This window comes from Synechococcus sp. MIT S9503, from assembly GCF_047304175.1.
Lineage (GTDB): Bacteria > Cyanobacteriota > Cyanobacteriia > PCC-6307 > Cyanobiaceae > Synechococcus_C.
The window spans coordinates 828,864-849,922 of sequence record NZ_CP138955.1; the positions used below are offsets into that span (position 1 = coordinate 828,864).

20 protein-coding genes are annotated in these 21,059 nt (G+C 60.7%); 7 read left to right on the forward strand and 13 right to left on the reverse strand.

The genetic code is table 11. The features are described 5' to 3' along the window. Positions 1-51 precede the first annotated feature (51 nt). The 10 genes from recG to SIB56_RS04565 form a co-directional block, all read right to left on the reverse strand. Positions 52-2,583: an ATP-dependent DNA helicase RecG gene (recG, locus tag SIB56_RS04520; protein ID WP_413325830.1), complete on the reverse strand. Its 2,532-nt coding sequence runs from the start codon at positions 2,581-2,583 to the stop codon at positions 52-54. Further along, positions 2,544-3,656, reverse strand: coding sequence for a hypothetical protein (locus SIB56_RS04525; protein ID WP_413325832.1), 1,113 nt, complete (start codon positions 3,654-3,656; stop codon positions 2,544-2,546). Before SIB56_RS04525 ends, recG begins: the two co-directional genes overlap by 40 nt. Positions 3,657-3,700: 44 nt before the next feature. Then, positions 3,701-4,360: a translation elongation factor Ts gene (tsf, locus tag SIB56_RS04530; protein WP_413325833.1), complete on the reverse strand. Its 660-nt coding sequence runs from the start codon at positions 4,358-4,360 to the stop codon at positions 3,701-3,703. 87 nt (positions 4,361-4,447) lie between these two features. Then, entirely contained in the window at positions 4,448-5,164 is a 717-nt protein-coding gene (gene rpsB, locus SIB56_RS04535) for a 30S ribosomal protein S2 (protein WP_114992991.1), read from the reverse strand. A 135-nt stretch (positions 5,165-5,299) separates the two neighbouring features. Then, positions 5,300-6,232 (reverse strand): glycosyltransferase family 2 protein, encoded by a 933-nt coding sequence (locus SIB56_RS04540; protein ID WP_413325836.1) that lies wholly within the window; start codon positions 6,230-6,232, stop codon positions 5,300-5,302. 90 nt (positions 6,233-6,322) lie between these two features. Further along, on the reverse strand, positions 6,323-6,478 hold the full coding sequence (locus tag SIB56_RS04545; RefSeq protein WP_006850288.1) for a hypothetical protein: 156 nt from the start codon (positions 6,476-6,478) through the stop codon (positions 6,323-6,325). Positions 6,479-6,512: 34 nt separating this feature from the next. Beyond that, a complete protein-coding gene (locus tag SIB56_RS04550) occupies positions 6,513-7,238 on the reverse strand; it encodes a DevA family ABC transporter ATP-binding protein (RefSeq protein WP_413325838.1) in 726 nt (241 codons plus the stop codon). 4 nt (positions 7,239-7,242) lie between these two features. Beyond that, on the reverse strand, positions 7,243-8,415 hold the full coding sequence (devC, locus tag SIB56_RS04555; protein ID WP_413325840.1) for an ABC transporter permease DevC: 1,173 nt from the start codon (positions 8,413-8,415) through the stop codon (positions 7,243-7,245). Continuing rightward, positions 8,412-9,251 carry an HlyD family efflux transporter periplasmic adaptor subunit gene (locus SIB56_RS04560; protein ID WP_413327124.1) on the reverse strand — a complete coding sequence of 280 codons (840 nt, stop codon included), beginning with the start codon at positions 9,249-9,251 and terminating at the stop codon, positions 8,412-8,414. The genes devC and SIB56_RS04560 overlap by 4 nt, the downstream gene beginning before the upstream one ends. Before the next feature lie 68 nt (positions 9,252-9,319). Beyond that, entirely contained in the window at positions 9,320-10,054 is a 735-nt protein-coding gene (locus SIB56_RS04565) for a phycocyanobilin:ferredoxin oxidoreductase (protein WP_413325842.1), read from the reverse strand. A gap of 24 nt (positions 10,055-10,078) precedes the next feature. Here SIB56_RS04565 and SIB56_RS04570 point away from each other — a divergent pair, with 24 nt between their 5' ends. Both SIB56_RS04570 and SIB56_RS04575 read left to right on the forward strand, forming a co-directional pair. Next, entirely contained in the window at positions 10,079-11,368 is a 1,290-nt protein-coding gene (locus tag SIB56_RS04570; RefSeq protein WP_413325844.1) for a M16 family metallopeptidase, read from the forward strand. Further along, positions 11,365-12,645: a M16 family metallopeptidase gene (locus tag SIB56_RS04575; RefSeq protein WP_413325846.1), complete on the forward strand. Its 1,281-nt coding sequence runs from the start codon at positions 11,365-11,367 to the stop codon at positions 12,643-12,645. The genes SIB56_RS04570 and SIB56_RS04575 overlap by 4 nt, the downstream gene beginning before the upstream one ends. A 3-nt stretch (positions 12,646-12,648) precedes the next feature. Here SIB56_RS04575 and SIB56_RS04580 read toward each other — a convergent pair whose 3' ends face one another. After that, entirely contained in the window at positions 12,649-12,909 is a 261-nt protein-coding gene (locus SIB56_RS04580) for an NAD(P)H dehydrogenase assembly family protein (protein ID WP_413325849.1), read from the reverse strand. A gap of 56 nt (positions 12,910-12,965) precedes the next feature. Here SIB56_RS04580 and SIB56_RS04585 point away from each other — a divergent pair, with 56 nt between their 5' ends. From SIB56_RS04585 to SIB56_RS04600, 4 genes are read left to right on the forward strand one after another with little or no spacing between them, the layout of a single operon-like run. Beyond that, on the forward strand, positions 12,966-13,538 hold the full coding sequence (locus SIB56_RS04585) for a biotin transporter BioY (protein WP_413327127.1): 573 nt from the start codon (positions 12,966-12,968) through the stop codon (positions 13,536-13,538). Next, the gene (lspA, locus tag SIB56_RS04590) at positions 13,535-14,041 is read left to right on the forward strand and encodes a signal peptidase II (protein ID WP_413325850.1); all 507 of its coding nucleotides are present in this window, start codon (positions 13,535-13,537) and stop codon (positions 14,039-14,041) included. The genes SIB56_RS04585 and lspA overlap by 4 nt, the downstream gene beginning before the upstream one ends. Next, entirely contained in the window at positions 14,022-16,181 is a 2,160-nt protein-coding gene (locus SIB56_RS04595) for a transglycosylase domain-containing protein (protein ID WP_413325852.1), read from the forward strand. The genes lspA and SIB56_RS04595 overlap by 20 nt, the downstream gene beginning before the upstream one ends. After that, complete coding sequence (locus SIB56_RS04600; RefSeq protein ID WP_413325854.1) at positions 16,178-17,776, forward strand: YcjF family protein; 1,599 nt, start codon at positions 16,178-16,180, stop codon at positions 17,774-17,776. The genes SIB56_RS04595 and SIB56_RS04600 overlap by 4 nt, the downstream gene beginning before the upstream one ends. Before the next feature lie 90 nt (positions 17,777-17,866). Here the strand turns inward: SIB56_RS04600 and SIB56_RS04605 are convergent, their stop codons facing one another. After that, positions 17,867-19,315, reverse strand: a complete 1,449-nt coding sequence (locus SIB56_RS04605) for a pyridoxal phosphate-dependent decarboxylase family protein (protein ID WP_413325856.1) — start codon at positions 19,313-19,315, stop codon at positions 17,867-17,869. Positions 19,316-19,357: 42 nt separating this feature from the next. Here SIB56_RS04605 and tadA point away from each other — a divergent pair, with 42 nt between their 5' ends. Further along, a complete protein-coding gene (gene tadA, locus SIB56_RS04610) occupies positions 19,358-19,885 on the forward strand; it encodes a tRNA adenosine(34) deaminase TadA (RefSeq protein WP_413325858.1) in 528 nt (175 codons plus the stop codon). Here the strand turns inward: tadA and SIB56_RS04615 are convergent. After that, positions 19,827-21,005 carry a pyridoxal-phosphate-dependent aminotransferase family protein gene (locus SIB56_RS04615; RefSeq protein WP_413325861.1) on the reverse strand — a complete coding sequence of 393 codons (1,179 nt, stop codon included), beginning with the start codon at positions 21,003-21,005 and terminating at the stop codon, positions 19,827-19,829. The two genes, tadA and SIB56_RS04615, sit on opposite strands and share 59 nt — an antisense overlap. Between the last annotated feature and the right edge of the window lie 54 nt (positions 21,006-21,059).

Below are 21,059 nucleotides of genomic sequence, written 5' to 3' on the forward strand. Positions count from 1 at the left end.
AACGCAGACAGATCATCGTATGGGGTGTCACCAGTGACGAGCTGATCTCAGTCAGTTCAGCTGCGCTGCTGATGTCACACGGCTGCGCTGCTCATCGAGCAATCGGCTGAGAATCACGTGATCCCTAAGCTCTGGATCTTCACGCAGGATGTCGGCAGCCTCCTCACGAGCCTCCTCCAGCACCGAGCCGTCATCGGCGAGGCTGGCCAGAGCCAGATCCGGCAGTCCTGACTGACGGGTTCCCAGCACCTGACCCGGCCCCCGCAGGCGCAGATCCATCTCCGCGATCTCAAAGCCGTCTGTTGAACGCACCAACACCTCGAGACGCTGGCGCGCCAGCGGGTTGCGGCTGTCATTGATCAGCAGACAGTGAGAGGCCGCCGCACCCCGGCCGACACGTCCTCGCAACTGGTGCAGCTGAGCAAGACCGAAGCGATCAGCGTGGTCAATCACCATCACGCTGGCCTCCGGCACATCCACGCCGACCTCAACCACGGTGGTCGAGACCAGCACGCTGGTCTCTCCGCAGGCAAAGGCCTTGATCACGGCCTGCTTGTCCGCACTGGCGAGACGTCCGTGCAGGAGTCCGACCTGCAGATCAGGAAACACCTCATCGGCCAGCTGACGGTGCACATCCACAGCTGATCGCAGATCCATCTTTTCGGACTCCTCCACGAGGGGCAGCACCACATAGGCCCTCTGCCCCTTCTCCACCTCCTCCCTGATCAGCTCATAGGCCTCTTCGCGATTCGAGCCGGTGATCATGGCGGTGCGGATCGGTGTGCGACCTGGTGGCAACTCATCGATCTGACTCACATCCAGATCTCCATGCAGAGAAAGCGCAAGTGTGCGGGGAATGGGTGTGGCCGTCATGGTCAGCAGATGGGGCTGCAGGCCCTTACCGAGCAAACGGTTGCGCTGCCGCACCCCGAAGCGGTGCTGCTCGTCAACCACCACCAGCCCCAGTCTGAAGAACGCCACCGGATCCTCGAGCAAAGCATGGGTTCCGACCAGGATTTTGCAGGCTCCCGAAGCCACATCGGAGAGAATCCTTCGACGCTGTTTCTGGGGGGTGGAGCCTGTAAGCAGCTCAACGGTGACATGCAGAGGAGGCATCCATCCGCAGAGACTGCGGTAGTGCTGTTCAGCGAGCACCTCGGTGGGAGCCATCATTGCGCCCTGCCATCCAGCCTCAATGGCTTTGAGGAGAGCAGCCACGGCAACGACGGTCTTGCCGCTGCCCACATCACCCTGCACCAGACGAGCCATCGGTTCCGCTCGATCCAGATCCGACTCGATTTCCGCCAGAACCCTCTGCTGTGCTGTGGTGAATTCGAAAGGGAGCAAGGTGAGGAAGCGACCCATCAACCCATCGCGATCCGATGTGATACGCAGGCAGGGAGCGGATCGCTGCTTCAGAGCCGCACGTCGCTGCATCAATCCGAGCTGCAGGAGCAGGAACTCATCAAAGACAAGCCGATGCCTGGCCTGCTGAAGCTGTTCGGAGGACTCAGGGCGGTGAATCGCCACCAGTGCCTTTTCCCGGCTGAGCAGCTGGCGAGCCTCCCGCCGGACCCGGGGCAGGGGTTCCGGCCAGAGACGCACCGATGGCAGAACGCGTTCAATCAGTGAACGGAAGCGATCCGCGGTCAGTCCCTCCGTGAGCGGGTAAACAGGCAGAAGCCGGCCGATGCGGCTGGAGCGAAGAGGTGCCTGAGCGCTCTCCATCACCTCAATCAGCGGATCCTGAAAACTGATCCCATAGGGCCCGCTTTTGACGAGGCCACTCACAGCAACCGTGGCTCCATTGGGGTATTGGCGAGTCTGGCCATGCAGATAGGAAGGATTGCTGAACCGCTTCCCAGCCAGAAAGCGGGTCACCTTGATCCGACCGGTCGGGTCCTGAAGCTGCAGCTCAATGATCGACAGGTTGGGATTGCGGGGACTGGTGAAACCGTGGCAACGACGCACCGTGGCCACGATCGTTGCTGTTTCGCCTGGAACAAGGGCATCGATTCTCCGCAATGCGGAATAGTCGACGTAGTCCCTTGGGTAGTGCTGAATCAGATCGCGAACCAGTAGCAAGCCAAGAGAGGCCAGGCGTTCAGCAAGCTTCGGGCCGATGCCTCTCACCTGTCCGAGCGGACTCTCAAGCGCAGGAACGGATGACGACGTTGCGGTTGCAGAAGTTGATCGCTGGGCAACCTTCAGACGCGGTGGGGCCATGGGGGCTGAGGGCTCCAGACGCTGGCGCAGCGCATGGAGCCACTGCCTGACCACAGTGACCTGACGGCGACGGGCCGCATCACCCAGAGAGGCATAGTCGGCGAAGCCATCGGCAAACGACTGCAGGCGTGGAGAAACATCTCCCGGGAGTGGAATCTCAGGAGGCGTCGCCAACTCACGCTGCATGAAGCAGTGAAAGCGCTCCTTGCGACCCTCAAGATCGCTGAAACCCCTTTCCGCCTCTAGCGAAAGCGCCTGTTGCAGAGGACGAATCCATATCAGAAACCGCTCGAGCGCCTGATGGTCCAGGCAGGCGCTCACTTGGATTGAGGAGTCTCCGGCAGGTTGGGCCACCAATGATTCTGAACCTCTCGGACACTGGCGCGACGCTGCCAGTGTCGCTCTTTCAGAAGCAAATCGCTGAGAGCTCGGCGCTGCTGTCGCAGACGGCTGCGACTGCGTCTCAGGCCATGGTCGTCAAACTCGAGCTCGGACGGGCGGATCAGGACGCACGCAGTCTCCATGGACTGGTCGTCACCGACCATCGACAACGGAAGAGTGAGCCTAAGCACATTCGAGGGTGCCGACTGGGAGGGCAACTGACCGCTGTTCACTGCATCCAGCAGCTGGATGGGAAGCAGGCTGCGCGTCACACCTGCACGCATCAGCTCAACATTCACGGCATGGGAGAGATTGCGCAGGCGGCGAATCAGAGCTGAATCCAGGACATCCATCCAACGCAGCAGCCCGCTGGCCGTTGAAGGCATCAGCTGATCACTGGATTGATCCATTCTCTCCAGGCTGGGATCGACGAAATCAGCACCGCTCTGCAGGTCCTGAGCGGACTCCGCCTGATCGATTGATTCGCCTGCCATGACGAACAGCGACCGGAGAATCTCAAGTTCGGACATCTCCGCACCTGAATCAGCGGATGTAAGGGGCTGTTGGTCCGTTGATTCGGAAGCCTCAGAAGACGATTCCGGCTCGGCATGTGCATCGTTCGGCAGCAGACCCTCTATGAGGTCGGTGCGTTCCAGGGGCAGATCCAGACTCAGTTCGATACCCGTCGAAAGGGAGTCTCCCAGGGACGGCTCGCCACTGCCGGATGCACGATCAGCAAGCGTCTGGAACTGCTGAATTCGAGAACGACGCTCATCGTCCTGAAGGCGATTTGCCAGAACAAGCAGCTGCTCGATCGTGATCATCGACGAAGCACGCTGAACGAGCGCATCGATGCGCTTCTGAAGCGTCGCCTGATGATCTGACAACGAGGCACGCTGCAGGGGAACCAGAGAACAGAGAAGATGACGTATCGCTGACCTCACAGCGCTGGGCAGAATCCGTCGAATCAGCTCCAGGTAGTGAGCCTGCTGTTGGTAGAGAAGTGGAGCGAGTGAGCTGCAGCGTTGCTCCAGACGTGCAAGCTGCACGCCTGGATCATGCGCATGATGACTCCCAGGCACCTCGGTCAAACTCAGCCTTGCGTCATCGAGGCGACCTCTGCAGCGAAGTCGGCTTCCTCAACCTCAATCCCCTCACCGAGGGTGTAGCGCGTGAATCGACGCACCTTGACGTTCTCGCCGATCTTGCCGGCTGTCTGCTTGACGAGTTCCGCCACAGTCAGAGAGCTGTCCTTGATGAAGGGCTGTTCCATCAGAGCCAGTTCCTTGAGGCGCTTGTTGATGCGACCTTCAACGATCTTCTCCTTCATCTGCTCCGGCTTGCCTTCGAGGTCATCACGACCCATTTCGATCGATTTCTCACGTTCGCGGATCTCTGCGGGGATCTCATCCGTGGTGACGTACTCAACACCGGGACAGGCAGCCACCTGCATGGACACGTCGCGCAGCAGAGCCTGGAACATCTCACCACGTGCCACGAAATCGGTTTCGCAGTTGATCTCGATCAGCACACCAACGCGTGCACCCGTGTGGATGTAGCTGCCGATGGCACCCTCGGCGGCGGTGCGCCCGGATTTCTTTTCAGCGCTGGCGATGCCCTTCTGACGAAGCCACTCAATGGCTTTGTCGGCATCACCGTCAGAGGCTGCAAGAGCTTTCTTGCAATCCATCATTCCGGCACCGGTCTTGTCGCGGAGTTCCTTAACGAGCTTGGCGGATACAGCAGCAGCCATCGGATGTTTTGGTGGAGGACTTTGGGACAAGAAGATCCGCCTTCCCGCTCAGCGGGAGGGCGGCGTGAACCTAGCGGCTAGTGGAGCTCAACCTTGGTTGTCGGCGCCACGCTGCTCGTTGGACCCGTGCCGGCCCTCGTTGATGGCGTCAGCGAGACGACTCAGAACCAGCTGAACGGAGCGCACGGCATCGTCATTGCAGGGAATCGGCACTTCGCAGAGATCGGGGTCGCAATTGGTGTCAAGCATCGACACCAGTGGGATATCAAGCTTGCGAGCCTCGAGCACAGCGTTGGTTTCCCTGCGCTGGTCCACGAGGACCACCACATCGGGAAGACGACGCATGTTCTTCAGGCCACCCAGGTACTTCTGAAGACGATCGAGCTCTCGGCGGAGCACGGCGGCCTCCTTCTTCGGACGCATGGCGATGGCACCGCTGGACTCCATCCGCTCCAGGTCCTTGAGGCGGTCGATCCGTGCCTTCATCGTGGTCCAGTTGGTGAGCATTCCGCCCAGCCAGCGCTGGTTGACGTAGGAGGCACCACAGCGTGCGGCTTCGTGGGCCACGACTTCGGAGGCCTGCTTTTTGGTGCCGACAAACAGAAAGCGCTTGCCGCTCCTGGCGGCAGTGCGTGTCCATTTGTAAGCGTTGTTCATGCAGACAGCAGTCTGCACAAGGTCAATGATGTGAACCCCGTTGCGCGCGCAGTAGATGTAGCGCGACATCTTGGGATTCCAACGACGGGTCTGGTGGCCGAAGTGCGCACCAGCTTCCATCATCTCGGCGAGAGTGACGACAGCCATGGTTGTGTTGAGGTTTCGGGTTCGCCTCCACCTGTCAGGTTTGGTGTGATGAACAAGAGTTCAGATCACATCCAGCACCCGAAACAGACAGGTGTGCGGTTTGAAAGGACCTGCAGAATTTAACAAAGCACGTTCTCAGGTCAGTCCTGTCTGACGTGCTTCGCGATGGAGTGCCTCAACACCGATCCGGTTGAGCGGAAGTCTCAGCAGTTCGAGGGCCAGTGAAGGTTGACCGAGTCGAATCAAACAGGCCAGCAGCGGGCGCAAGGTGCGTTCATTGAGCAAGCCACCCAGGGTCAGCAGCCCCCACAGCAGCCGGTGCATCCAGGTGAACTGAATGATCATGCGCACTCTGCGGCTCGGGTGTTTCCGATAGAAGACAAGTCCCATGCGTGCACGCTCCCGTTCAACCCTGATCAGGTCTGGGATCTGATCAAGGCGAAAGGCGGGATGCCAGTGATAACCGACCGCTTCCGGACAGCGCACCAGCTCGACACCCATCTGGCGAAGTCGTTCACCCAGCTCGAGATCCTCCCAGCCATAAAGCCTGAAACCTGTGTCGAACAGGCCCGAGAGTTCAAGCACCTGCCTGTCAATGGCGACATTCCCGGTTGCGAAATAGGCCCAGGAGAGGTCGCGAAGCTTGTGACGCTCACCGGTTGGATTGTCGAAGTCAGCGGTGTTGATCACAGCGCCGTAGGTGAAGCAGAGACGATTGCCTGAGCGGCGCCACTGGCGCACAAGCGATCGCGCATGACAAGCCAGAAACGTCGGTGTCACGACGAGGTCACTGTCGATGAACACAATCACATCACCCCGGGCATGGGCGACACCCCGATTACGCCCCTCTGCCGGTCCTCCGTGGCTCTGTTCGATCAGACGCACCCTGGGTAACGCAGCAGCGGACGATCTGATCCAGTCGGGAGTGCCGTCCGTGGAGCCGTCATCGACAAGCACCACTTCGTAGTCGGCGATCTCAGAACCGGTGTTCTGAGATTCCAGGGCCATCAGACACTTTTCGAGAATGTCGCGTCGGTTGAAGGTTGGAATGACGACGCTGATGAACATCCGCCCTGCTGGGTGAGTCGTAGTCGGACAGCCTAAAGGCAAGAAAAAAGGGGCTCTGCGGCCCCCCGTAAAACAGGTTCTGAATTCGGATCAGTCGGCGGCACCACCGTTGTTGGCAGTTCCCGTCACTCCGTTACCGGCACCTTCACCGCGACCGTCGTTGCGCATCTTGCGCTTCTTGAACTTGCGGGCGTAGGCGCGATTTCGCTCCTGCTTTTCCTTCTTGAGATTTCTACGCTTGGCCATGCGGGAGTCCGGAGCATCCTGAATTCAACCCAACCTACTCAATGGACTGAAGCAGACGGCCATCCTCCATCCTGACCAGTCGGTCGGCGACATCAAGGATGCGTGGATCGTGGGTGACCATCAGCACGGAACAGGACTGGTCACGGGCAAGACGCTTGAGCAATTCCACAACTTCCCGACCAGTGCCGCTGTCCAGTGCCGCTGTCGGTTCATCCGCAAGCAGAAGCTGCGGCCTGGGCGCCAACGCACGGGCGATGGCCACTCGCTGCTTCTGACCACCCGAAAGATCCTGAGGAAGCTTGCCGAGATGATCCTCCAGGCCAACGGCACGCAGCCATTCCCGGGCCTGATCACGGCGAGCGCGGTAACTGAATCCCTCAAGCAGATCAGCGCCCATCTGCACGTTCTGTTCGGCCGTGAGACAGCGCAGAAGATTGTGGCCCTGAAAAATCATGCCGATCCTGCGTCGCAGCTTCTGTCGCTGTCCCCGCCCGGCGCCGCGGAGCTGCTGGCCAAACACGCTCACATCTCCCTGCTGAACCTGACGAAGTGCGCCGATCAGCGTCAGAAGCGTTGTTTTGCCACACCCTGAAGGACCGGTCAGCAGCACAACCTCACCCGCAGCGATCTGAAGATCGACGGACTGAAGCACCTGCCGACGCATTGATCCGCGCCCATACCAGTGACTGAGACTGTCGATCTTCACAGTGCTGGCGAGATCGGCGCCTTGAGGTCGAGCTTGATGAGAAAGCACGGTCATGTCTTCAGAAGATCTCCGCCGGATCGGCATCAACAAGGCGTCGCATCGCCAGCCCTGCCGAAGCCATGCACATCACCAGAATCATGGTGAAAACCGTGGCGGCACGACTGAAATCCATGGTCACCGGCAGTGCCGTGGCGCTTCGCACCAGCAGGTACAGGCCCTGACCGGCTGCGTAAGCCGGCAGATAGCCGAACAGGGCCAGCAGGAGTCCCTCCCGCACCACCACTCCAAGCAGGGTTCTGAGCTTGTAGCCCATGGCCATCAAGGTGGCGTACTCCGGCAGGTGGTCGCTGACATCGGAATACAGCACCTGGTAGACGATCACGCAGCCGACGACGAAACCCATTGCTGCACCAAGCGTGAAGATGAAACCGATGGAGGTGCTAGTGCGCCAGTAGTTCTGCTCGAAGTCGATGAAACCCTGCTTGGTCAGAACGGTGACATCCTCCGGAAGCAGGGCGTTGAGTCTGTCCACCACCGCATCGGCATCCGTGCCCTTGCGCAGCCGCACCAACCCGACCTCGATGCTTCCTGGGGGAGTGTTCGGAAGCAGATCGAGAAATGTCTCGCTGCTGGTGAGCAGATTGCCATCGGCACCGAAGGAGCTGCCGAGCTCGATCAGACCGGCCACACGCACCCTCTTGCCTGAGATCTCACTCTCAACCGTTCGCCCCGAGCGAAACCACTCGGCAACAGGACCGAACTCAGGACGAGACTTCTCATCGAACAGAACCCGTCCTTTCTGAGTCAGAGCCTGAGCCTTGGGCGCCAGGGCCGGGTCGATGAACAACGGATCTCCCGGTTCGAAACCGAGCGCCAGGATCGAGCGCGTTCCTCGCGTTTTGGGATTTCGCCAGAGCAGAAGATTCCAGTGAACAGGAGTGATGCCCTCCACTTCGGGCAATGCCATGGCCTGCACCAGCCGGCGACGGGGAAATCCGGCCATGCTCACTGAACTGGTCGAGCGCGGACTGATCAGAACGATGTCGGCATCGAAAAGACGATGCACCGTGACACTGGCGTCGAAAAGCCCGTCGCGGAATCCGAGCTGCATGAACATCAGGATTCCGGCGAAGCTGATGCCTGCAAGCGCCACAGCCAGACGAACCGGCTGACGCACGAGCATCAGCGAGGCCAGCGGAATTCCACGTGCCTGAAGGAAACGGCCGATCATGAAGATCCGAATCTGGCGATCACCTTCAGCCCGGAAAGCCTTGACACACGCTGAGTGGAACCTGCATCAAGCCTGACCAGGACCTCGATGATGCGTGCATCCGCGTCTCCTGTGGGGTCCGTGGACAGCACCTGACGCTGACGCACCTGTGGACTGATGCGCTCGACGGTTCCGATCAGCTCGCCGTCAAAACCTCCGTTTTCGCTGATCAACGTCACAGGTCCACCCAGCTTGATGCGGTTGATGTCTGATTCATAAACCTCGACCAGAGCCTCCATCGACTGGCTGGCCCCAACCTCCATGACACCGTCGGTGTCCGGTCGCTCACCCACCCGGGCATGAAGCTTGAGAACCGTTCCGTCGATTGGGGATCGAAGCTTGGTGTCATTCAGATCAGCTTCAAGGATTCCGCGTTCAGCAATCAGCTCGGCCCTTCTGCGAATCAACAGGGTGAGCTGATCCTGCTTTTCCTCAAGCAACACAACCCTTGCAGCACCCTGCCTGGCAGCCCGGGCGTAACGGGCAACCTCCCTTCTGCGGAGGGGAATCTCCGTATCAACCGTGCGGATCCTCTCCTCAAGGACCGCCAGATCTGCCTCGATCTGCGGCCTGCTGTCAAAAACGGCGAGAACCTGTCCCCTGCGCACAGGATCTCCCTCCTGCACCAGCAGGGACGACACGCGAGGTGCACCAGCGAGTCCGGCGGTCGGCGCAGCCAGACGACGAACCTCACCGGCCGGTCTGAGACTTCCAAGAGCGGCAACCGTCTCCTGCTTCTGAGGCAACACCTGCTGTGAAGCTTCGGCAGGATCCGCAGGCTGCGGACGCCGCAGCATCAGAACACCACCTGCAACAACAAGAACCGCAAGAGCACCAACGCCGACCCAGAGCCGTCGGGATCCGCTCAGGGAGCCGGAGGCTCGTCGAACAGAAGCTCCTCGATGTAACGGTCCGCCCACGGCGTCCCGAAGGCTTTCTCCAGAACCCGCCGCGTCTTGTCGTTGCGTTTCTGTTGCCTGCAATAGGACACCTGTCCGTGATATCGCGCCAGAGTAGAAGGGGCAGAGGGTTCGTCGGGCTGTGCAAGCTCAACCGCACTGCCCAGAATCCGCAGGTATTCGTTGACCAGTTCAACGAACCATTCCTCTTCCTCTTCGTTCACTGGCCGGATAAACCGCACGTAGGGAGAGAAAATGGTTGCCCATGTGGGGAGTTCACGCACCTGCTGAAAGGCAGGTATCAGCGTGACCTTCAGAGCTTTCTCAATCGCGTCGGGCAGCTGATCCTCCACAGGCGAAAGATCAATGATGGCTGCGGAAATCCCTGCAGGGCTGGCAACGATGTCGGCGCCGAACACCGGCAGATCAAAACGCGGATCGGGAAAGAACACACAGTGGAGAATCTGCAGTCCAAGCCCCAGTCGCGCGATCTCCAGATGCAGCTTGCGAAAACCTCTGCAGCAATGCACCTCATTGCGGATGAACAGATCCTCACCATCGAGCGTGCCGATGATCTCCTCAAGATCACCCGAAAGTGTGAGCGGATTGAGCTGAGGAAACCCATCCCTGCAGGAACGGATGCGATCGGCCAGAGCGATCACAAGCGGGTGCATCTCCTGACCGCTCGGGGACGCAGGCATCAATCCGATCCGTAATTGCACAGAATGGGACTTTGCCACGGGACCCTGACTGCGATCCCATCCGGTCCAGTGCTCGAACACCGCAAGCTGCGCAACGGCAGCGGCCTGGTGACTGCCGCCATGCCCGATGCGGCTCTGACCTGTCTGGATTTCTGGTGCCGTGGCGGCAGCGCCTGGGAAAACGACGGTGAAGAGGGCATCGCCCACTTTCTCGAACACATGGTGTTCAAGGGAAGCCGCCGGCTTGGGCCTGGGGAGTTTGATCGACGGATCGAAGCACTCGGAGGCAGCAGCAACGCCGCCACAGGTTTCGACGATGTGCACTACCACGTTCTGGTTCCCACCGCCCAGTCGGAGGAAGCACTGGATCTGCTGCTGGATCTTGTTCTGGATCCGGCCCTCGAGCAGGAAAGCTTCTCAATGGAGCGTGACGTGGTGCTCGAAGAGATCGCCCAGTACCGGGATCAACCGGATGATCAGGTTTTGCAGACCCTGCTGGAACTCTGCTGCGCACCGCACTGCTACGGCAGACCGATCCTCGGCTGGGAGAAAAGTCTGCGGGAGATGGATCCCGCTGGGATGAGGCGTTATCACCATCGGCGCTATCGCGGGGAGAACTGTTGCCTGTCGCTTGCAGGCAACATCCGTGAGGATCTGATCCGTCATGTGCTGAACAGCCCGCTTGCCGAGCTGGGCAAACTGTCGGACACGGATCCGAGTGAGACAACCAGGTCAGCACTGTCGTTCCGACGTGGACGTGAATGCCGGCGTTTTCCGCGTCTTGAGGCTGCACGGCTGATGATGGTGTGGCCTATGGCCTCAGCGAACGATCAGCTGGCGGTCGCCGGCGCTGATCTGGCCACCACGATCCTGGCCGAGGGTCGACGCAGCCGACTGGTTCAGAGACTGCGGGAGGAACTGCAGATCGTTGAATCCATCGACATGGATGTCACAACGCTGGAACTCGGCAGCCTGGTGATGCTTGAAGCCTGTTGTCCCGACGATCAGATCGAATGCGTGGAGGTGGAGATCAACCGTCAGCTGGAGCAAAGCCTCACCAGCGCCATCGAGGAGGAGGAATTCAATCGGGCGATGCAGCTGGTGGGCAACGGTCACCGATTCAGCCTTGAAGCACCGGGTTCCGTCGCAGCGAGTGCCGGCTCGCAGACGCTCTGGGGGCGACACCGGGATCTGCTGGCCCCGCTTCAGGATCTGACCCACTGGGATGCAACGGCACTGAGGCAACAGGTCATGCCCCTGCTGCAACCCGGGAACAGCTTCACTCTGATTGCCCGATCGGAGGACAACAATTGAATCGCCAATGTGATCTGGTTCTTGATCCGGTGACCACAACCGGGGTGCTGTCCGCCAAGCTCTGGATCCGCAGAGGCAGCAGTGCCGACCCCAGCGGGCAAAGAGGCGGGCACCAGCTGCTGAGTTCTGTGCTCAGCAGAGGATGCGGGCCGGTTGATCATCTTCAGCTGGCCGACCTCGTGGAAGGCTGCGGCGCCGGTCTTCGCTGCGACACTCACGAAGACGGAATCCTGGTCAGTCTCAAGTGCCGCGACGTTGATGCGGACCGACTGTTGCCCGCTCTTGGCTGGATGTTGAGGCAGCCGCATCTCGACGAGGGCCAGATCGACCTGGAGAAGGAGCTCAGCCTCCAGGCCCTCCAGAGGCAGAGAGAGGATCCTTTCCATCGCGCATTCGATGGCTGGAGACAGCTTGCCTATGGAGGAGGGCCTTACGGACACGATCCTCTGGGAATCGCAGCTGACCTGGAAAAGCTTCAGAAAAAAGATCTGTCAGATCTAGCTGCGAACATCGAGAAGGATGGCTCGGTGCTGGCGCTTTCCGGAGCCATACCCGACCGGGCCCATGCACAGCTTGAGGAGTGGCTTGGATCACGCATGCACTGGCCAGACGGAGGAAGCTCTAACGCAGAGGCTGGGCAAGCGCCCGAACTGACTCTTCGGCAACGCCCATCCCTGGGGCTTCAGCCCCTCGCCACCGAACAGGTGGTGATCATGCTCGGCAAGGCTGCCCTTCCCCATGGCCATCCGGACGATCTGGCCCTGCGGCTCCTCCAGGCCCATCTCGGTTCAGGAATGTCAAGCCTGCTGTTCCGCAGGCTGCGTGAAGAACATGGCGTCGCCTATGACGTGGGGGTGCATCACCCGGCCCGGGCTGGAGCGGCACCTTTTGTGATGCACGCTTCAACAGGCGTTGAGAGGGCGGAACTGTCGCTCGAACTTCTGATCGGCAGCTGGTCCGAGCTGATGGAGATCACCATCGCCGAGGTCGATCTGAATCTTGCCAAAGCCAAGTTCAGAGGGCAGCTGGCCCACGGATCGCAGACCACTGGTCAGAGGGCTGAACGACGGGCGCAGCTGCGGGGTCTGAATCTCCCCGATGACCATGACCAGAGCTGCCTCAGCCAGCTTGATCTGCTCAAGGCCGGCGATCTGCGTGATGCGGCATGCCGTCATCTGCAGAGTCCCCAGCTCAGCCTGTGCGGGCCCACTCAGACACTCTCAACACTGGAGAAACGCTGGAACAGCAGTGGTTTCACCGCTGAAGACAGTTGCTGAGAGTCAGTCGGAATCCGAGGATGAATCCAGTTCATCTGTTGCTGCTGGGTCATCAGCCACAACCATGAGCTGTGCGAACGAGAGCAGGAATGTGCCTCTGGCGAAGCGCACTGCAGCAGTGTCCGCTGGAAGCAGTGCCGTGACCCTGCCGATCTCACCGTGAGTCACGAGATCAGGTGGCCTGAGCATCGGCATCGGATCCGCTGTCTTGAGAAAGGTCTGAGGACGGGCCAGTCGCACCTGGTCACCAATGGAAACGGACATCACTGCTGGGCAATGCATCTCTCTTACAGCAGGATGGTGCGAGCTGACGATTGCCCGTGCGGGCACTGGCCACCTGGAGCGGCGCTCTTGCCGGATTGCTTCTGATTCTCGTTGGAAGCCTGATTCCGACTGCCCTGCTGCTGCCTCTGCCCGAATTGCCACCGGCTGTGCTGGGGCTGCCCAGTACCTGGCAGGTTCCTGCTCTTCTGATCTGTGCTCTGGTCGCTGGTCCGAGAGCCGGAGTGATCGCTTCCGTTGCTTATCTGACGATCGGACTTGTTGATCTGCCGGTGTTCCATGGGGGTGGGGGGCTCGCCTATGTGCTGACACCAGGTTTCGGCTATCTGGCAGGGTTCGTTCCTGCCGCCTGGCTGACAGGCCGCCTGGCCCAGCAGAGCGGAATGAACGACATCGCCAGACTGACCCTCGCAGCCATGGCGGGACTGCTGACAATCCAGGTCTGTGGACTGCTCAACCTCGCTCTGGGTGCATTGCTGAATCGCTGGAATGAACCGTTGTTCGAGCTTGTGTTCAGCTACAGCCTCGGCCCCCTTGGCGCACAGCTGGCTCTCTGCTGCGCCGCCGGGCTGATCGCACTCGTGACCCGACGTGTGCTCTGGATGGAATGAACAGGAATCAGGTCCATCAAAGCCGTCAGGAACCCTCCATACGACGAGGCAGCGTGGTTGCGCTGAGTGTGCTCATGGTGGTGCTTGATCAACTCAGCAAGCACTGGGCGAGAGGCGCGCTGGTCTCCGGAGAGTCGATGACCTTTGTTCCCGGATTGCTGCAGCTGACCCTGGTGCGCAACACCGGTGCAGCATTCAGTCTGTTCAGAGATTCTTCAATCCTGCTGGGAATTCTCAGTCTTGTGGTGGCTGTCGGAGTCAGCATCTGGATCTGGCGGGAATCCCGCAGAGGCCTCTGGATGGGACTTGCCCTCGGCTTTCTTCTCGGAGGAACCATCGGTAATGGCATCGACCGCTGGAGACTCGGTCATGTGACTGATTTCCTGGAACTGGTGCCGGTCCAGTTCCCGATCTTCAACTGGGCGGACATCGCCATCAATCTGGCGGTCCTCTGCTTCGCCATCGACGCTTTCGGGAACAGACATGGGCAGAGCGGCAGCTGACGATCGGGGGATGGCCCTGCTGACGATTCATCAGCGCAATCACCCCGATCACACCCTTCAACTTCACGGCGAGGGATATCGGATCGGACGCGATGCAGGGATGGAGATCCGCATCGAGCAGGCGTCCGTGAGTCGCCTGCATGCACTTCTGCAGAAGAACGGTCGACACTGGATCCTTCGTGATCAGGGCTCGACCAACGGATTGTGGTGGCAAGGGCGCCGCGTGCAGGAAATGGAACTGCGGGACGGCGATCTGATCAGCTTTGCTCCCGCTCAAGAAGAGGAAGCCCCCTGGATCAGCTTCCAGAGACCCGGCCAGCGACTGAACCAGCGCATCAGACGTCAGCTCGGAATCGGAATCCTCTGCTGTGTGGGCGGCGCCGGACTGCTGATCTCACTCGCCGCATTCAACGTTCCGGTGCGTGGACGGCTTGCCAGCGTTCGTGGTCCGCTGGCCATCTATGACGGCAACAACAAGCTTCTCAGCTCGGTGGATTCCAGCCGACACCGGGAACTGCGCAGTCTTGGCGACTTCTCTCCACTGTTGATCGATGCGTTGCTCAGCAGCGAGGACAACCGCTTCTGGTGGCATCCAGGCGTGGATCCCATCGGTACCTTGAGGGCATTTGCGGCCAACCTCACCGGGGGCAGGGTTCTCGAGGGTGGCAGCAGCCTCACCCAGCAGCTGGCCAGAAGCCTCTACCCCGACCTCGTCGGGGAAGGCGACACGCTGGGACGCAAGTGGCGGGAGCTGCTCGTGGCCCTGCAGCTGGAAAGCCGGTTCAGCAAGCAGGAGCTGCTGCTCAGTTACCTCAACAGGGTTTACCTCGGTGTGGGATGGGGATTCGAGGACGCGGCCCGCACATTCTTTGATCGGTCAGCGGGGGATCTGAGCATCGAGCAGGCCGCCCTGCTCGTGGGACTGCTGCCATCTCCCAACGGTCACGACCCCTGTCGTCATCCTCAGCGGGCCCTGGAGGCACGCAACCGCGTGCTCAACAAGATGGCCGATTCCGGACGCCTTTCACTTGAAAATGCCCGCCTGGCCAGACGGCAACCGATCCGGTTGGCGGCGAGAGCCTGCAGCAGGGATTCGCTGATCCGTTCATCGCCCTTCTACACCGATCAGGTGCGCAGAGACCTGACAGCACTGGTCGGCCCGGAAGTGGCCGCTGAGGGCAATTTCTTGATCGAAACCCACCTTGATCCCGTGCTGCAGGCCGTGGTGGAACGACAACTCCGCCGTCTGATCGGCAATGCCGCCGGCCTGGGAGTGAGTGAGGGGGCGGCGGTGGTGATCGACAGCCGAAGCGGTGGTGTCCTGGCGATCGCCGGGGGACGTGACTACCGCTTCAGTCAGTTCAACCGTGCCTCCATGGCTCTGAGACAGCCGGGAAGCACCTTCAAGCTGATGACTTATCTGGCCGCCCTGGAGAAGGGAATCAAACCCAGTGAAACCATTGACTGCGGCTCTCTGAACTGGAGAGGCCAGCGCTTTGAGAGCAGCTGCAGCGGCCGTCTCAGTCTCACAAGCGCCTTTGCCTCCAGCAGCAACACGGCGGCTCTGCGCCTGGCCCAACGGGTGGGGCTTGAGCAGGTCGTCCGTCAGGCCAGAGCCCTGGGGATCACCACACCCATGGATCCGGTCCCTGGTCTCGCGCTCGGTCAGAGCGAAGTGCGGCTGATCGAACTGACCGGTGCCTATGCAGCCGTGCTCAACGGGGGGGAATGGAAACCACCAAGCACGATTCGTCGGCTGCTGGATGCGGAAACCTGCCGTGATGACAGCCCACGCGGCTGCGGCAGCCTCGCCGGCGAGACCGACCGTGACATGACTCCTGGGCGGCAGGCCATGCGCAGCGAAAGCGCCGCCCAGATGCAGGGACTGCTGCGTGCTGTGGTGCGCGGTGGCACCGGCACCGCTGCATCACTCGGAGGAAAGGAGGGAGGCAAGACAGGAACCACGAATGACGGCCGCGATCTTCTGTTCGTGGGCTATGAGCCCTCACGCCACTGGGTGCTGGGCATCTGGCTCGGAAATGACGACAACAGCCCCTCCTCCAGCTCGAGTGCCCTTGCGGCATCGCTCTGGGCTGACATCATCCGCGCGGCGGGACGAGGAGGGCTCAGCGACCAATGAAGGGATCAACTCGCTGGATCCTGCTGGGTGTTGCTGGCCTGATCGCCCTGATGGTGATCGGCCTGGTGCTGCAGGGCATCCGGAACCTCCTCTGGGATCTGAGCTACTGGCTACCGCCATGGCTGGTCGGGCCCGTGCTGCTGATCGCTGTCGCCTTGCTTGTTGCCGTGGTGATCCAGATCGGTCTGCCATGGCTGCGCCAGTGGAGACACCACCGCCTGAACCGGCACGCGCAATCATCACAAGGCAGACCGGCACCATCGAGCAGCAGAGATGCCGCGGAACAGAGCCTGTCCAGCGTGGATCGACTGCTGGAGAAACTTCAGGACGATGTGGCCCGACAGTCTCTGCTTCAGGAACGGCAGCGGGTGGCCAGGGAACTTGAGCGGGGGGACCTGCTTCTGGTGGTGTTCGGCACGGGATCCAGCGGGAAGACCTCCCTGATCCGGGCTCTGCTCAAAGACATCGTCGGCGATGTCGGCGCCGCGATGGGCTCCACCAGCCGAAGCAGCAGCTACCGACTTCGTCTCAAAGGTCTCGACCGTGGCGTGGTTCTTGTCGACACGCCGGGGATTCTCGAAGCCGGAGAGGAAGGCAGGGGCCGTGAGCAGGAGGCGCGACGAAAGGCCAGCAGAGCGGACCTGATGATCGTTGTGGTGGATGGCGATCTGCGCAGGAGCGAACTGGATGTCGTTCAGAGCCTTTCAGGGCTGGGCAAACGGCTGCTGCTGGTCCTCAACAAGTGCGATCTGCGGGGTGAGGAGGAGGAGCGCAGACTGCTGCAGCTGCTGAGACAGCGCTGCAGGGAATGGCTGCAACCCGGAGATGTCATTCCGGCCAGTGCCCGGCCGCAGTCATTGCCGCGCCCGGGGCAGCATCCTGTTCAGCCACCGGCGGAAATCGGACTGCTGGTCAGGCGGCTGGCCGCTGTGTTACACGCTGATGGTGAAGAGCTTCTGGCAGACAACATCCTTTTGCAGTGCAGGGATCTTGGCTCGGCAGGCAGGGATCTGCTCGATCGTCAGCGCTCGGAGGAAGCCCAGCGAATCATCGATCGCTACACCTGGATCAGTGCCGGAGTGGTGGCGGCGACACCTCTTCCAGGCGTGGATCTGCTTGGCACGGCTGCCGTGAATGCCCAGATGGTGATGGAGATGGGAGCCGTCTATGGCATCCAGCTGACCAGAAACAGGGCGCAGGAACTCGCCGTGTCGGTCGGCAGGACCCTGGCAGGCCTTGGGGTGGTCAAAGGCGGAGTGGCTCTGATCGGCACCGCTCTGAGCGTGAATCTTCCCACCCTGCTGCTTGGACGCGCGGTGCAGGGAATTGCCGCAGGTTGGCTTACCAGAATCGCAGGTGCCAGCTTCATGACCTACTTCCAGCAGGACCAGGACTGGGGAGATGGCGGCGTGCAGGATGTGGTCCAGCACCACTACGAACTCAACCAGCGGGATCGCTCACTGCAGGACTTCCTGCAGACGGCGCTGCGGAGGGTGGTTGAACCTCTGCAGCAGGAAGCGAAGAAACGACTGCCGCCCCGTCCAGGGCCTCGGGCGGAGGCGGACGCATCGGACCGCGGCTATCGAGCACCGTGATGAGTGCGAGATACAGCACACCAATCAGGACAGACATGGCTCCTGTGACGATGGCAACCCAGCGACCTCGCTTGTTCTGAGCCGCAGGCATCAGCTTTGCCCCACCGAGATGTCATTCAGCTGGGTCCCCAGCTGATCGATGAGAGAGTCGGAGGTATGGGGATTGCCCAGCACCACTTTGATGCGATGACGCCCTTCATAAACAGGCCTTGACACCATGATCTGCTGATCGAGCAGCCGATGACGCATGGCTGCGGTCCATTGCTCGCAGCGAGGGGCATCGGCTCCAAGAGGAGCGCAGGCGAGCAGGTGCAGCGGACCTGATGTGATCTCAAGAAGGGAGGGATCAAGACAGTTCTGCAAACGCTGGCGTCTCAGCAGTGCCTGTTCGAGCACAGCATGAATCCCCTGCTCCCCAAGCTGACGCAATCCCAGCCAGAGCTTGAGAATCTCCGCGGGGCGACTGCCCTGCAGACCGAGTTCACCGCCATGGGCTGCGGCAAAAGCTGGTTCCATGTAGGGAAGTCCGGTGTGGAATGTCTGCTCGAGAGAAGACTGATCACGGACCAGCAGCAATGAGGAGGTCTTGGCGATTCCCAGCAGTTTCTGCGGGTTGACCGTGATGGAATCCGCATGACCGAGGCCCTCCATCAGCCTCGAGGTGCCAGGACAGAGGGCAAAGACAGCACCGATCGCTCCATCCACATGCAGCCAGATCCCCTGCTCTGCGCAGAGCTTCGCCAGGGAAGGAATCGGATCGATCGCACCACGCACGGTCGTGCCGGCGGTGGCCACCACGGCTATGCACGGCCGGTTCTGCCGCTGAAGCAGCTGGAGATGGTCCTGCAGGGCTGTGATGAGCATGCATCCCTGTGCATCAACAGGAATGCGACGGATTCCATCGGGCTCAAGGCCCATGACCCGGGCAGCCTTGTCCAGAGAAACATGGGCCTGTTCGCTGATCAGGACCACAGCCTGGGGATCATGATCCAGCCCCATCCGGTGTCGTGCCGTCACCAGTGCGGTGAGATTGCTGAGCGAGCCACCGCTGGCAGCAACTCCGCCGGCCCCATCGGGCAGCTCGAATCGAGCGGCGAACCAGCTGCAGAGCTGCCGTTCCAGTTGGCTCAGACTCGGTGAAAGCTCCTCGGCAAGAAGGTTGTTGTTGAGCCCTGCACAGATCAGCTCCGCAGCGATCGAAGCCGTGTTCGGCGGGGGATCCAGATGAGCGAGAGCCCCGGGATGATTGGGCTGGTAGGCGCCGTCCATCAACTGCTGAAGGTCATCCAGCAGACGATCAGCGCTCACTCCCCTCGGCTCGGGGAATGCCTGTGGTAGCAGCCTCAGAGCCGGCAGCGGAGAGCGTTTGGATGCAGACCCCAGCCATTCGCAAAGGCGGGCGCTGGCTTCCTCCAGAAAATTCTGCAACTGGGGATCGAGGGCCTCGGAAGAGGCGAATGCGGACAGTTCCGTCGAGGTCGATGCCGCCGATGAAGCCCTGGAGGATCCGAACAAGGCATAAGCCGAAGGAACTGACATTCTCACCTGCGGTGGCACATTGGACGCCTCTGATCGCCTGGGATGGGAGTGCGACTGACACCGATCGAGCTGGAGCGATCTGAGATCAACGCCTGGATGCAACGCCTGCTCAGACGCGCTGAGCGGCTTGGAGAGTCAGGCGAAGTGCCTGTAAGCGCTGTTGTTCTCGATGACAAGGGGAACTGCATCGGCCACGGCAGCAATCGGCGCGAATGGGCTTCAGATCCACTTGGCCATGCGGAGCTGGTGGCTCTTCGCCAGGCATCTTTGATCCTCGGTGACTGGAGGCTCAATCAATGCACACTGATCGTGACGCTGGAACCCTGTCCGATGTGTGCAGGAGCTCTTGTGCAGGCCAGGGTCGGTCACGTGATCTACGGAGCTCATGACCGCAAACGCGGCGGTCTGGGGAGCACGATTGATCTCTCCAGGCACCAGAGCGCCCACCATCACATGCAGGTCACAGGTGGCGTGATGGAGCCGGAGGCATCAGCCCTGCTGGAGCATTGGTTCAGGCAGCGACGGCAGCACTCTGGCGGAAGCGAGGCAACTCGGTCTCGAAGAGATTGAGCAGACGGTCCACATTCTCGGGGGTTGAGTTGTAGCCCATCAGACCGATACGCCAGATCTTGCCGGCAAGCACACCCAGGCCACCGCCAACTTCGATGCCATGGGCGTTGAGCAGGTGGGAGGAGAATGCCTTTCCGTCCACATCGGAGGGAATGCGAACCGTGGTGAGAGTCGGCAAGCGCAACTCCTCGGAGACGTGCATTTCCAGGCCGAGCGACTCCAGTCCACTCCAGAGAGCTTCGGCATTTCGACGGTGACGAGCCCAGGCCTTGTCGAGTCCTTCTTCAGCGAGCAGGCGCAGAGCTTCGCGCATCCCGAAGTTCATGTTCACCGGAGCGGTGTGGTGATACACACGATCACTTCCCCAGTACTGGTTCAACAGGGATACATCCAGGTACCAGTTGGGAACCTTGTCCTGGCGGGCAGCCAGCTTGGCTTCAGCTCTTGGGCCCATCGTGAAGGGACCAAGGCCCGGAGGGCAGCTGAGTCCCTTCTGGCTGCAGCTGTAAGCCAGATCGACCTTCCAGTCGTCCAGGTAGAGCGGCACACCTCCGAGTGAGGTCACCGTGTCGAGAAGCAGCAGGCAGTCATGCTCCCGGCAGAGATCGCCGACGCCTTCCATGGGCTGACAGATGCCGGTTGACGTTTCGGCGTGCACAATTGCCAGGATCGTTGGCTTGTGTTTCTTGATGCCGGCCTCGATCTCCTCAAGGCTGAAAGCCTCTCCCCACGGCTTCTCGATCACCTGAACGTTGGCGCGGTAGCGGCCTGCCATGTCCATGAGACGGTTACCGAAATAACCCTTCACCGCGACCAGAACCGTGTCCCCGGGCTCGACAGTGTTGGCCAGCGTGGCTTCCATGGCCGAACTTCCGGTGCCGCTCATCGGCAGCGTCAGCCGGTTATCGGTCTGCCATGCATAACGCAGCAGCTCCTGCACCTCACCCATGAGTTCCACATAAAGCGGATCAAGGTGTCCGATCGGTGTGCGTGAGAGAGCCTGAAGCACCGTTGGATGCGCGTTGGAGGGACCTGGGCCCAACAAAAGCCGATCCGGAGTGTCAATCGGAGCGATGGAGCAGCGATGGCTCGGGTCAACCGAAAGGTGAGAGAGCGTCATCCGCGCAGCCAGAAACGGAAATCAATGGCGAGAAGCCTACGCATCAATCGGTCG

Bases quoted from the DNA above. Each gene is read 5' to 3' on its own strand.
- tsf (WP_413325833.1), bottom strand. From the start codon at position 4,360: ATGGCTGCTGCTGTATCCGCCAAGCTCGTTAAGGAACTCCGCGACAAG.
- rpsB (WP_114992991.1), bottom strand. From the start codon at position 5,164: ATGGCTGTCGTCACTCTCGCCGAGATGATGGAAGCTGGTGCGCACTTC.
- SIB56_RS04540 (WP_413325836.1), bottom strand. From the start codon at position 6,232: ATGTTCATCAGCGTCGTCATTCCAACCTTCAACCGACGCGACATTCTC.
- SIB56_RS04545 (WP_006850288.1), bottom strand. From the start codon at position 6,478: ATGGCCAAGCGTAGAAATCTCAAGAAGGAAAAGCAGGAGCGAAATCGC.
- SIB56_RS04550 (WP_413325838.1), bottom strand. From the start codon at position 7,238: ATGACCGTGCTTTCTCATCAAGCTCGACCTCAAGGCGCCGATCTCGCC.
- devC (WP_413325840.1), bottom strand. From the start codon at position 8,415: ATGATCGGCCGTTTCCTTCAGGCACGTGGAATTCCGCTGGCCTCGCTG.
- SIB56_RS04560 (WP_413327124.1), bottom strand. From the start codon at position 9,251: ATGCTGCGGCGTCCGCAGCCTGCGGATCCTGCCGAAGCTTCACAGCAG.
- SIB56_RS04565 (WP_413325842.1), bottom strand. From the start codon at position 10,054: ATGCCTGCGTCCCCGAGCGGTCAGGAGATGCACCCGCTTGTGATCGCT.
- SIB56_RS04570 (WP_413325844.1), top strand. From the start codon at position 10,079: ATGGGACTTTGCCACGGGACCCTGACTGCGATCCCATCCGGTCCAGTG.
- SIB56_RS04580 (WP_413325849.1), bottom strand. From the start codon at position 12,909: ATGTCCGTTTCCATTGGTGACCAGGTGCGACTGGCCCGTCCTCAGACC.
- lspA (WP_413325850.1), top strand. From the start codon at position 13,535: ATGAACAGGAATCAGGTCCATCAAAGCCGTCAGGAACCCTCCATACGA.
- SIB56_RS04595 (WP_413325852.1), top strand. From the start codon at position 14,022: ATGGGCAGAGCGGCAGCTGACGATCGGGGGATGGCCCTGCTGACGATT.
- SIB56_RS04600 (WP_413325854.1), top strand. From the start codon at position 16,178: ATGAAGGGATCAACTCGCTGGATCCTGCTGGGTGTTGCTGGCCTGATC.
- SIB56_RS04605 (WP_413325856.1), bottom strand. From the start codon at position 19,315: ATGTCAGTTCCTTCGGCTTATGCCTTGTTCGGATCCTCCAGGGCTTCA.
- tadA (WP_413325858.1), top strand. From the start codon at position 19,358: ATGGGAGTGCGACTGACACCGATCGAGCTGGAGCGATCTGAGATCAAC.
- SIB56_RS04615 (WP_413325861.1), bottom strand. From the start codon at position 21,005: ATGACGCTCTCTCACCTTTCGGTTGACCCGAGCCATCGCTGCTCCATC.